Origin of the sequence: Chlorobium sp. (assembly GCF_049593655.1) — a bacterium.
Lineage (GTDB): Bacteria > Bacteroidota > Chlorobiia > Chlorobiales > Chlorobiaceae > Chlorobium.
In genome coordinates this window covers 1-11,444 of the sequence record NZ_JBAWHG010000034.1, presented here as the reverse complement: position 1 = coordinate 11,444, position 11,444 = coordinate 1, and the positions used below count along the sequence as shown (strand labels likewise).

General features: G+C 58.6%; 13 protein-coding genes. 5 read left to right on the top strand and 8 right to left on the bottom strand.

Annotated elements, in window-relative coordinates; genetic code table 11:
* On the top strand, positions 1-798 hold a 798-nt coding region (locus WBP50_RS05285; RefSeq protein WP_423932204.1), incomplete at its 5' end, for a sterol desaturase family protein.
* A gap of 5 nt (positions 799-803) precedes the next feature.
* Here the strand turns inward: WBP50_RS05285 and WBP50_RS05280 are convergent.
* From WBP50_RS05280 to htpX, 4 genes are all read right to left on the bottom strand, one after another.
* Positions 804-1,268, bottom strand: coding sequence for a rhodanese-like domain-containing protein (locus WBP50_RS05280; protein WP_423932203.1), 465 nt, complete (start codon positions 1,266-1,268; stop codon positions 804-806).
* The gene (locus WBP50_RS05275; protein ID WP_423932201.1) at positions 1,268-2,500 is read right to left on the bottom strand and encodes a vWA domain-containing protein; all 1,233 of its coding nucleotides are present in this window, start codon (positions 2,498-2,500) and stop codon (positions 1,268-1,270) included. Before WBP50_RS05275 ends, WBP50_RS05280 begins: the two co-directional genes overlap by 1 nt.
* A gap of 142 nt (positions 2,501-2,642) precedes the next feature.
* Positions 2,643-3,272, bottom strand: a complete 630-nt coding sequence (locus WBP50_RS05270; RefSeq protein WP_423932200.1) for a 3'-5' exonuclease — start codon at positions 3,270-3,272, stop codon at positions 2,643-2,645.
* A gap of 139 nt (positions 3,273-3,411) precedes the next feature.
* Complete coding sequence (gene htpX, locus WBP50_RS05265) at positions 3,412-4,287, bottom strand: protease HtpX (RefSeq protein WP_423932199.1); 876 nt, start codon at positions 4,285-4,287, stop codon at positions 3,412-3,414.
* Between the two features lie 213 nt (positions 4,288-4,500).
* Here htpX and WBP50_RS05260 point away from each other — a divergent pair, with 213 nt between their 5' ends.
* From WBP50_RS05260 to WBP50_RS05250, 3 genes are all read left to right on the top strand, one after another.
* Positions 4,501-4,737, top strand: a complete 237-nt coding sequence (locus tag WBP50_RS05260; RefSeq protein WP_423932197.1) for a hypothetical protein — start codon at positions 4,501-4,503, stop codon at positions 4,735-4,737.
* A 114-nt stretch (positions 4,738-4,851) separates the two neighbouring features.
* The gene (locus WBP50_RS05255) at positions 4,852-5,313 is read left to right on the top strand and encodes a MarR family winged helix-turn-helix transcriptional regulator (RefSeq protein ID WP_423932196.1); all 462 of its coding nucleotides are present in this window, start codon (positions 4,852-4,854) and stop codon (positions 5,311-5,313) included.
* Positions 5,310-7,214: an FUSC family protein gene (locus WBP50_RS05250; RefSeq protein ID WP_423932194.1), complete on the top strand. Its 1,905-nt coding sequence runs from the start codon at positions 5,310-5,312 to the stop codon at positions 7,212-7,214. The genes WBP50_RS05255 and WBP50_RS05250 overlap by 4 nt, the downstream gene beginning before the upstream one ends.
* On the opposite strand, the gene WBP50_RS05245 is transcribed toward WBP50_RS05250, so the two are convergent.
* From WBP50_RS05245 to WBP50_RS05235, 3 genes are all read right to left on the bottom strand, one after another.
* Positions 7,183-8,211 carry a hypothetical protein gene (locus tag WBP50_RS05245; RefSeq protein ID WP_423932193.1) on the bottom strand — a complete coding sequence of 343 codons (1,029 nt, stop codon included), beginning with the start codon at positions 8,209-8,211 and terminating at the stop codon, positions 7,183-7,185. The genes WBP50_RS05250 and WBP50_RS05245 overlap by 32 nt on opposite strands.
* 122 nt (positions 8,212-8,333) lie before the next feature.
* Positions 8,334-8,507 (bottom strand): DUF2934 domain-containing protein, encoded by a 174-nt coding sequence (locus tag WBP50_RS05240; protein ID WP_423932192.1) that lies wholly within the window; start codon positions 8,505-8,507, stop codon positions 8,334-8,336.
* Between the two features lie 200 nt (positions 8,508-8,707).
* Positions 8,708-9,703: a radical SAM protein gene (locus tag WBP50_RS05235; protein WP_423932191.1), complete on the bottom strand. Its 996-nt coding sequence runs from the start codon at positions 9,701-9,703 to the stop codon at positions 8,708-8,710.
* 270 nt (positions 9,704-9,973) lie between these two features.
* Between WBP50_RS05235 and trmB the strand changes: the two genes are divergently transcribed.
* Entirely contained in the window at positions 9,974-10,582 is a 609-nt protein-coding gene (gene trmB, locus WBP50_RS05230) for a tRNA (guanine(46)-N(7))-methyltransferase TrmB (RefSeq protein WP_423932190.1), read from the top strand.
* 44 nt (positions 10,583-10,626) lie between these two features.
* Here trmB and WBP50_RS05225 read toward each other — a convergent pair whose 3' ends face one another.
* Positions 10,627-11,442, bottom strand: a complete 816-nt coding sequence (locus tag WBP50_RS05225) for a ChaN family lipoprotein (RefSeq protein ID WP_423932188.1) — start codon at positions 11,440-11,442, stop codon at positions 10,627-10,629.
* Positions 11,443-11,444 lie beyond the last annotated feature (2 nt).

The window sequence follows — 11,444 nt, the reverse complement described above, 5'->3', positions numbered from 1 at the left end:
AGCATGACGGAAAGCTTCCTCTCCATACCCGACCTCCGTGTCCTCTCATACGGGGCCGCCATTGCCGCGGGAGTGCTGCTCTGGCTCCTCGAAGGGCTCTTTCCCTATTTCTCCGGCCGGAAGCGCCGTGGGCTCCATGCAGGGCTCAACCTTTCGATAGCCGCGCTCAACCTGCTGATCCTGCTCCCTTCGGGCATACTCATGTCGGCCGTGCTGAACTGGTCGGGAACGGTCTGGCCGGGAATCCGGATGCTGGGCCTGCCCCCGGCTCTCGAAGCCCTTCTGATCATTTCCGTCATCGACCTGTGGATGTACGTCTGGCATCGGCTCAACCATGAAACGGCGCTGCTCTGGAGATTCCACTCCGTGCACCACAGCGACGCCACGCTCGACGTCACCACCAGCCTGCGGTTCCATTACATGGAGATCGCGCTCTCGGAACTGCTTCGGCTCCCTCTTTTCATGCTGATGGGTGCGGGTATCGAACACCTGCTGCTCTACTCGCTCCTCATGACACCGGTCATCGAGTTCCACCACAGCAACGTCTCCATTCCGCCCGCACTGGATCGTCTTGTCCGGACCGTCATCCCCTCCCCCCTGATGCACCGCCTGCACCACTCGATGCTGCGTGTCGAACACAACACCAACTACGGCAGCATGCTCTCCGTGTGGGACCGTCTCTTCGGCACCTTCCTCCTGAAAGAGAGTCTCGACGGTCTCCGTCCCGGTCTCGACCATGAAAGCAGCTCCGAAAAGCAGCGGCTCCTCGCCCTGCTCCGGAGACCGTTCCTCACATAGCCCCGCTACTGCCGCCGTTCGACCATCACGGACCATACCGGATCGAACCCGTCGATATCGTCGGTCGCACCCGAGGCATCGACGACCGGCCGCCCCTCGTTATACCAGCGGAAGATGCCGCCGCGCAGATTGCGGCAGCTCCTGGCCCCCGCTTTCGTGCACACACGCTCCACCCGTTCCAGCAGTTCCGAGCTGCGCTGGCCTACCGAACAGTAAAAAACCGTATCGCGACCCTCCACGAGAGCGGCGCAGCGAGCCGCGAACTCCTCCGGACCGGTCTCGGGATCGAGACGCACGGCCGAGGCGATATGGCTCCTCTCGTACTCCGAGGCGGTGCGGATGTCGAGCAGCAGAGGCGGGTCCGGTCCGGCAAGCATTGCCGCCAGTTCGTCGGCCGCCAGGTTTTCCACCCGATGCATGCGCCCGATCATCATGATTGCGCCCTCAAGCAGCCAGTCGGAACCGAACATCACCTGAATCCGAAATTTTTCGCAGCCGCCCTGGTGTGCAGGTCTTTGAGGATAACCGCTCCGAGGCTCTGGCTTCCGGCCGTTTCCTGCTCCTTCTGCTGCACCCATTCCTCCCGCTTGCGCCCGAGGTCGGCGATCTGCTGTTTCAATGCGTCGCGTTCCAGTTTTTTCTTCTCTACATAGCCTTCGATCTCCTTGCGCGTCTTGCCCTTCAGCTCGTCGGGAAGGCTCTCCCGCTCAAGCCTGTCTGCCCGCAGGGTTTTGCTGTCGAGGGCGTCCACGAGATCCCATCCGGAAGCCCCGTACAGTTTCGAGCCTTTCGAAGCGGCCCGTTCGGCGGCGACAGGCGCGGAAAGGGCTGCCGCATTCATGTCCTGCTGCGTCTGGCGGGCCTGACGCGCCTTCCCCTCCCTGCCGTAAGGCACATAGGTGGTGTTGATCCGGCTGTTGAGCTGCATGAGATCCTGGTCATAGGGGGTGACGATCCCCTGCGTGGCCATGTCGCTGTCGATGGAGAAATAGCTGCCGCGACCGATCTCGGCCCCTCTTTTCCAGAAGGTATCGACCCCTGTCCGGTAATCCCCGCAGTAGATGGCGTTGACCGTGACATCACGCTCCGCTGCCCAGCGGCAGGCGGCTTCATAGCTCACATCCCCCTGATTGAACGGCTCGTTGCCCGCTATGTAGATCAGTTTCAGCCCCTCACGCGAGCTGTTCCAGTGCAGCCGGTTCAGGCTGCTGCCGATGACATGCCCGCAATACTCCGAGCCGCCGTTGGTCGTGAGCGAAAACAGCGATTCGGAGAGCAGATCGAGGTCCCCGGTAAAAGGCGTTACCTGCCGGATATACCCGGACGAGGGAGAAAGCGAGTTGTTGCCGTACTCGTACAGCGCCACCTGCAGCCGGATATGCTCGCCTCGCTTGTGCATGCGCGACATCTCGTTGACGATGCGCCAGAGCTGGCTTTTTGCCTGGTTGATCAGCCCGTCCATGCTGTTGCTCGTATCGAGCAGGAGCGCAATCTGCACCAGCCTGTAGTCCGACGGGCACCGGCCGTCGACCGGCTTCAGGTTGTCGTACTGAAGCGCGTACTTCTCCATGGTCTTTCCCGGCGGGACTTCCCGAATCGATCCCGGCCCTGATGATCCGGCTGTGGCGGGCCCGGCTTCGAGAACGGCGTTTCCGGGCAGGATGGAAGCGGCCAGAAGGAAAGGCAGCAAACGGTTTTTCATGAGCTATCGTATGAAATGAGGTTGACGAAATTCCGATGATTGTTTGACGCCGACGACAGCACGCTCTTGTGCTCCGGAAGCACGATTCCCGCCAGTTCTCCGCAGCCCCGTTACACCCCCGGGGGGGTTCACGAACATGCCATTACCGTTCCTCTGCCAGGGCGGTAAGATACCGGTGGGTATAGAGCTTGTCGATTGTCGAGAGCTCACGCAGCTGCTCGAAGGTAATCGCCGGAATCCCGTATTGCCGTCGAATACGCCCGATCATCGACATCCACAACTGTGCCGTCATCTCGGCATCCGCCAGCGCACGGTGAAACGTTCCGGTCTCCGGGATGCCCGCATGTGCTACCAGGGTCTGCAGCCTGTGGTTCGGAGAGTCCTGGTAAATCCTTCTCGAAACGAGCAGGGAGCAGCAGCAGGCGCCTTCATATGCCCGTTTCGCCCGTTTCAGCTCGAAATCGAGAAAACGGCGGTCGAATGACGCGTTGTGCGCGACGATATTCCGGCCGGCTATAAACTCCGAAAAATCGGCCATAACCTCTTCGCAGCAAGGCTGGCCTTTGAGCATCCCGTTGGAGATGCCGGTATACCTCTCGATAAACCGGCTGATCCTGAAACCGGGATTCATCAGCTTCTGAAAGCGGTCGACAACCTCCCCATGCTCGAGAAGCACCGCACCGATCTCGATTGCCCGGTCGCCGTAATGCGGCGACAGGCCCGTCGTCTCGAAATCCAGCACCACCACACTGTCCGCCAACGTCTCCTGCATGCAATAGTTACCAGTTATAGATTACGGTTGCCGTCATCACATACCGTCGGTGACTGCCGGTAAAACATCATCATCGCAACATCAAAAACAACGAAGCCCCGCAGTTTCTTGCGGAACCATGTCAATCGGCCGGCTGATCTCAGCGTGCCGATTCCAGGGCAGCGATCCGCGATTCAAGAGGCGGATGACTGCTGAACAGCGCCATCATCCCGCCACCGGCAATCCCGCTGGCCGCCATCTCCTTCGGCAGCCGGCCGGTATCGAGACTTCCCAGCGCCTGCAGGGCGTCGATCATCGGACGCCGGTCGCCCATCAGCGCGGCAGCTCCCGCGTCGGCCCGGAATTCACGCCTGCGGGAAAAGTACATGACCACCATCGTTGCCAGGAGGCCGAACATGATTTCAAAGACAATGCTGCTGATCCAGTAGCCGATGCCGGGGCTGCCGGATTCATCGTCGTCCCGGCGAAGAAAGCTGTCAACCGCGTATGCGCCGAGACGCGACAGGAAAATCACGAAGGTGTTGACCACTCCCTGTATCAGCGTAAGGGTCACCATATCGCCGTTTTCGATGTGGGCGACCTCATGGGCAAGTACTGCCTGAACCTGCTGTTTATTCATGCTCTGCATGAGCCCGGTCGAGACCGCCACCAGCGATCTGTTCCTGCTGGGCCCGGTGGCAAAGGCATTGGGGGCGCCATCGAAAATGGCAACCTCGGGCATCGCCAGACCGGCTTTTTTGGAAAGCTGCCGGACGGTATCGACGAGCCATGACTCGTCCTGGCTGGCGGGGCGCTCGATAACCCGTGCGCCGGTGCTCCATTTCGCCATGGTTTTGGACATCAGGAGCGAAATAAAGGAGCCGCCGAAGCCGATCAGGGCGGCAAATGCCAGCAGCATGCCCATATCCAGCCCGTTGGCGGTCAGAAAGCGGTCTACACCCAGAATACGGGCGCTGACCGACAGCACCAGCATCACTGCAATATTGGTCAGCAAAAAAAGAACCACCCGTTTCATACGAATCCTCCCGTGTCTATGTTTTTATCGATCCCTGTTATGCATGTACCGGGGCTGGCGCTTCGCCATGGCATTCTCCCCGGTCGCCGTTGATAATGTACAAATTCAGCGCATTACATAACCCACAATCCACTGCCTACTGTCTCCGGCAATGCGTATATTGCGAACCGTTTACGGGCATCAACCACGCAACCATACCACGGAGGAAACAACATGCAGACTATTTATGCTGACGGCATCGCAAATATGACTCTTATTGATGGCGTCATACGCATCGACCTTGTCAACGTCATTTCAGTAGAACAGGGCAAGGAGCCCGACATACAGCCGGTTGGACGTCTTGCCCTCTCGCTTCCTGCGCTGATTCGCACACACGACCAGCTTACGAAGATGATCGACAAAATGGTTGCGGACGGCATTCTCACAAAAAATCCCCCACCGGCAAACTGAAGCCTCAGGACTGCCGATTTCCTGCGGGTCGGGCAGTAAGTTGCGGCTTGCCCGGCAGTTGGTTTTTCGCTATATAATTAGTATGCTAATTATAAGCCTATAAACTTATCTGCCATGGAAACATTGACGACCGGAAACATCCGGAGGGGCAACCTCATCTACCGGCTCAACCTCATGACGAGACGCTGGCGCAAGGTACTGGACGCGGCATTCAGGGAGGTCGGGCTGACTGATGCAACCTGGAGGCCTCTTTTGCACCTCAGCCTCCTGGGAGACGGCGTCCGCCAGAAGGATCTCGCCCAATCGATCGGCATAGAGGATCCTTCTCTGGTTCGCGTTCTCGACGATCTTGCAGCCAAAGGGCTCGTCATCAGGGCGGAGGACAAGAGCGACCGGCGGGCAAAGATCCTTAAACTGACGATGGAGGGACACAACGCCGTCGTCAGTATCCGGCGGATCCTCGTGCCTCTCGAAAAAACGCTGCTCGGCGGTTATACGGAAGAGGAGATGCTGCTGCTGGGAAATCTGCTTGAGAGGCTCGAAACGTCGATAAACGACTTTGCCCGGCAGTCGTGACGCATTCGATGCGAAAGACACGGAGCCTCCGCCTGAAAGGCCTCTGGCCTGAGGCGTGGCATGTCGCCAGAAGCGTGGCGGCGGCGCTTGCCGCCTACGCCATTGCCGTTGCGCTGAAACTGGAGAGTCCGTACTGGGCGGCAATGACCTCCATCATCATCATTCAGCCGACCGGCGGGCAGCTGCTCGAAAAAAGTTTTTACCGCTTTGTCGGAACGCTCATCGGTGCGCTGGCCGGATTGCTGATGCTCCTCCCTGCGACCTCATCGCTCAACCTGACGATCATGCTTTGCCTGTGGCTGGGCGTTTGTGTCGGCGCCGGTAACCTGCAGCTCTATGGTTACCGGTCATACGGGTTCATGGTGGCAGGTTTTACGGCGGCCGTGATCGCTCTTGACGGATGGAGCCACCCGGCACGGATCGGCGAGATTGTTTTTGCCCGAATCGGCTGCATCGGCATCGGAATTGCTTTCACAACCATGGTGAACATCTCCTTCACTCCGCGCAACGGCATGAAAAAACTGAAACTGCGCCTGCAGGAAGCGGTTGCCGCGAGCATGGGACTGGTGAGCCTTGTTCTCCGGGACGCCGACCATGCCGGGATCGGGCGAAGCCGTCACGACATTCTTTTCATGCTGGCCGATATCGAGAAAACACTCGACGGCGCAGGAGCGGGAACCCTCGACCTCAAACGGCGCCGTTTCCACATCGAGAACCTGCTCGTCGATCTCCTCTCGCTTCTGGAAACAAGCGTCCTGCTCGAAGGCCGCACCGGGACGAGCGAGGAAGAGAGCGTCCGGATTCGCCGAACCCTTGCCGACCGCCTGGATCAGGTGATCTCCGGTCTCGAACGCGCGTGGAGCCCGATCGCCGCGAACAAGGAGTTCGAAAGGCTCGTCGCCGAAATCGGCACCCAGCTGCCCGTACTCCGGGACTCCCTGCTTGCGCTCCCGGTCTCCCTGGGCCTCGTCCTCGATCGCTGGGACTCAGCGCCCCCGAAAATTCCGGTCGCCGTATCGCGCCCCGTGCTTCGCCAGAGAGACTGGCCCGGCGCCGTGCGCGCCTCGATGCGTACGATCGCAGCGGTCGGCCTCACTGGCGCCGTCTGGCAGCTGACCGGCTGGAAGGAGGGGGCGGCGATGATGCTGGCGACCTCGATCATGGTCAGTGTCTTTTCGACCCATGACCACCCGTCCGTCCTGTTATCGCACATATTCCGGGGAGCTTTTGTCGGCGTCCTCCTTGCCTTTATCTTCCGTCTTTTCGTCATACCGGGGCAAAGCGGCCCCCTCATCCATGGCCTGCTGACCTTTCCCGTACTGGTTGGGGGAATGATCGCCAAAAACCACCGCAAAACGGCGCTCGGGGCCATGGACACGATGATGTTTTTCCTCCTCGTTATGCAGCCGGGCATGCCGATGACCGTGAGCAGGACGGACTTCCTCATGGGAGGAGCGGCCGGGCTTGCCGGTATCGGCGTCGCCCTCGTTTCGTTCCGCTATGTCATTGCGCTCAATCCCGCCTTGCGGTTGCGTTCCATCCTGGTCTCGATTGCCAGTGACCTGCTGCTCATGACCGGGACGGACTCGACGCCGGCTCTGGAGCGGTGCCGGAACCGGACCAGATACCGCGTTCTGCGCATGCTCCACAATGCCAGACTCATGAATCGCGACATGTCCGCCGTCGTCGAGGGCAGTCTCGCGGCACTGGCGCTCAGCGGCTTCCTCAAACGGTTCCAGGAGGGATCGCTCAAGAGCCCTCATTCCGACAGATTCAGGACGATGGTCGATGAACTCGGCACGGCGATCTCGATTTCAGGAATGAACCCGGAGGAACTTATTCCGCTCATCAAGGAGGCTTCGCTTCGATTCAGTCTTCTGGAGCAGGCGGAGGGAAGCTGACCCGCTCCGGTTTTTTCCCGAACGCCCTCCTGAAAGAGGCCCACTCGCTGCCGTCCATCTCCCATTCGCAGTAGATGGCCACCCCGGCATAGTTCCCCGGCGGCGCCCGGTAAGCATCCAGTCCCGCATGAATCCCCGAAAGCGCGTTTCGCAGGTTCTCCGCTTCGGCTATATGGTACCCTGCTCCGGGGTCTTCGTAGGCCGGAACGCCGAAAAGCACCGGCGTCGTGCCGGACCAGTCGAGCACCTGGCGGCTCCAGACCCGCATCACATGGCGGTAGAATCTGGCTGAGCGGACCGACGTGTCGTACATCATGGGCACGATCTGGTCGGTCCGTCGGGCGACCTCGGCGTAATAGGGCTGTTGCCAGTGTACGTTCGAAAACGTGCGGGAACCCTTCGGAGGAGGGTACGCCGCCACGGAAATGATCGTCCCCTCCGGCATTGCCCGGCGAAGCTCGTCGAGCAGCAGAAGGAATGCCTCATTCCCGTCAGGAACGGGTTCGATGTTGAGATGGATGCCGGCAAGCCTCGGGTGCCTGGCGAGCAACTCCGCTACGGAAGACACGAAGGTCCCGCGCCACGCGGCGGAATCCGTAAAGCAGTGCTTCAGGGAAACCCCGCCAACCCACGGCAGCACCCTGAAAACTGAAAACCCGTCGAGGAACCGTTCCGTCTGAAGCGAATCGGCCGGAGCGATCCGGCCGTCGGGAGAGCAGGGGCAGAGATGCGGAAAGACGTCCCTCACCCCGTGCCCGGCGAGGAGAAGTGACAGTTCACGGATACGGGCGTCGTTACGGAACCGCGACCGGTCACGCCGGTTCCGCAGGAACCACCCGTCGTCCCCGAGCCAGCCGTGCTGGAGCCAGATGCCGTTGGTGCGGAGGTCGTACTTCCCTTCCGTAACGGGCCTGCGCACAGCGCACCCCCGCCAGGCAATCGCTGCCGCCATTGCAACCGCCAGCAGCAGCAGAATCCGGGGCAGGAGTTTTCGCATGATGGTATCCGGAATGAGCAGTTCACCTCTTCCGGAAAATAACGAAAAAAAATGACTGACCGATAGCGGCACACGGCGCTACCGGTCAGTCACGGATAACGAGAGAAAGTGCAAGGCCTTGCCTACACGGCCTCGACGCTCTCTTCTGCAAAAGCTTCCTCAGCCTGCGCCCAGTCCTCTTCGGCAGTACCCTCCGGCTCACCATTTGCTTTCCAGATAAAATAGGCGGCAAGCCTGATCTGCTCTTCTCGCTGTTCCGGTGTCAGCGCATCCCGTTCAATCGCATCGTTTGACATGGCAGTAATCCGTTTCGTGTTTTCCGAACCTGTAAGACACCTTTTTTCATCTTTCCTCTCGCATTCACTTCTCTAACAACAACGGCACAACGGTTATGTTACGGCTTTTTCCGAATCGCGGAAAGCGTCCGTACGTTACGTTAAGGTAAACAATACAGCTCCCGCTTACCGCCCACTGCCTACCGACTACCGGCTACTGACTACCGATGGTAAAACCTTGACGGCCCCTGCAGCACCTCCCATTCGCTTTCCCGAAAAACAGAGCGGCAGCTGACCACGCTTTCGCCTCTTCCCTCCTCCGTCTTCGCCTCAACGTCACGGGGGTTGGCTCCCACTTCGGCCCAGAACAGGTTTGCGCCGGCGATAGCGCCGAGCGTGCATGGTTCATGGGTGCAATTTCCCGAAACGCTCCTCGGCATACCCAGTCTCGTAACGGCAACGATCTGGGCCATCCGCAGCTCGCTGATGATGCCGAGCGCGGCCAATCGGGTGCCCGGAATGGGAATTCTGCGCGCCGCACCGCTATAGGCAGGATTGAACGACGCGGTGAATGCGATCATATCGGCAAGCTCCTCGTTGGTATGTTCGGGCCCAACCGGCTCCACGCATGTTCCGACTTCGAGACCGGCCTCCCTGAAATTCTCGATACTCCGCTTTCTCCTGCCGGCATCGAGGGTGGTATCGACGCCTTCGCGGAGCCGAAGCGCGTGATACACGCCGGTGAACCCGGCATCCTTTAGCTTCACGGCGCTTTTGAGCGACTGGTCGCCGACATTGGCAATCAAGGTCGTTTCCGGCTTCAGGTTCTTGCGCACCTCCCCCGATATTTCCAGAAAACGCTCAAAGGGATAGTGGGCCGTCGACATAAGAAAAAGCGCGTTCGCGCCGTCCGTTTCGAACTGCCGCGCATAAGCGACGGCCTGGTCGGGACTCAGCACGGTTGTATCGGTGAAAACCCCGTTCACTTCCGCAAACGAGCAAAACAGGCAATCGCAGCTGCAGGGCGCAAGATTGAGGGCGAACTGTGCATGGATTTCGGCTTTTCCCTGCGATACCTCCTTCGATATCCGGTTTGCTTCAGCCATAACCAAATAGGCGTCCGAAGAATCAGGCGAAAGAGAAAGCAGAAAAACCAGTTCGTCGCGCGAAAGCGATTCGCCCGCCCCCGTCCTGTTCAGCAGATCATGAGTTTTCATCGACTTTCACCGTTAGATTTGTAAATGTCCGTAACAAAAGTAGTTGTCTCAACGAAAAGCGGGATGGGGCTTTCCTGAAAATATAGCCATAAAGCCTCAGGCAACAAGGGTGCCCCGTGCATGCCCGGCGAACAGGGAGGCTTTTTCAGGCTCGTTGAGGTCTCTTTCGGGACTTTGCGTATATTGCGGCCCGTTTTATGGGAACCGCTGCAAAGGAGTACAATGACTTTTCACCGGTTCCGGCGAGTCATACCGAAATCCCGTAAGTTCATGGATACCAGAGCGTCATTGTCCGAAAGCCCAGTCATAATCGCAGATCGTGAAGCATGGGAGGAGATCAATCTGAGGGATGCCGGAACGGTCGAGGTTGAAATAGGCTTCGGCAGCGGCGAGTATCTGCTCAGAAGGGCGTCGCAATACCCTGACAGACTCTTTATCGGCATCGAAAAGAAACCCGGCATGATAACGGAGGTCGCAAAAATGGTCGCGAGCCGTAACCTCGACAACATCCGCCTGCTCGAGTCGTGCGCCAGGGAGGCCTTCACCGAGCTGTTCCCCGCCTGTTCGGTTTCACGGGCCTATTCGCTCTTTCCCGATCCCTGGCCAAAAAGAAAGCACAGCAAGTACAGACTCTTTTCGCCGCAGTTCCTTCGCCTGCTCAACAACCGGCTTATTTCGGGCAGCGAAGCGCTCATCGTGACCGACAGCGAAGATTACTGCAACTGGGTGCTGACGCAGCTCCCCGGCACCGGCTTCGAGGTTGAAAACGGCACCATACCGCCGCAATTCGACACCCGGTTCGAGCGGAAATGGCTGAAGCAGGAGCTGCGCACCTTCTTCAGGATTCTGCTCAGGAAAACAGAGCACATCGAAGCCTGAACGCCGCGGAATCAGCAGGATAACCCCCACCGCCATCAACCTGTTCAGTAGGTTTTCGTCATATCGCTATCCACGCAGATAATAAAATCGGCACGTCCCCTGTGCTGTGCCTCCAGATGCCGGATATCATGCTGTTCAACCGTGGTGATGGTCAAGTATCGCAGGGAATCATTCTCACGCCGCAAATAGAATAGAATTCCTTCATGAAAATCCGAATGGTACGCCCCGTTGAAGTGAAGAAAGATATGGCCGGGCTTATGGTTCAGCAGAATAAAATGGGCCATCGTGGCATCCTTGATGGCCTGGGCCTTGACCAGTTCGGGAGTCCCGTGTTCACCCGCCATCGTCAGAATGTTCCTGTACCCCGGCAGTTCAGGATCGAAATGAACCGGCAGTGGAGCAATCCACTTTTTTTCTTCATCGCCGAGCTTCTCCAAGGCGGCAAAGCCTCCGTTTTTATGGACCAGCTGAGCGAATCTTTTCGGGATATTCGTTCCGATAAAGCGTATCCGGTGATCTCTGGCGAAATCCACCAGCGGAGCATAATCGGTTTTATTGTTCGACCACAGACTGACGAGAGAATTCAGCCTGGAGTAATCGATCAGGCCCGACAGGTAATCGTCGAGCGCCTTCTGATTGTCGGCCTCGAACATTTCGGCGCCCATAATCAGTTTTTTCCTTTTGTGCAGATCCTTGGTCAGCTCCAGCTGCAGCCAGTGTGCAATGGGGTTGTCGTGCAACTCCCCGAACAGGACGACGTCGCTTTTCTTCGCCTTTTTCAGCAGCTTATGATAGCTCACCTCCCTGCCGGCTTTATCGTAGAGCACAAATGCCGCCTTATCATGTCCGTATGCGTCAATAC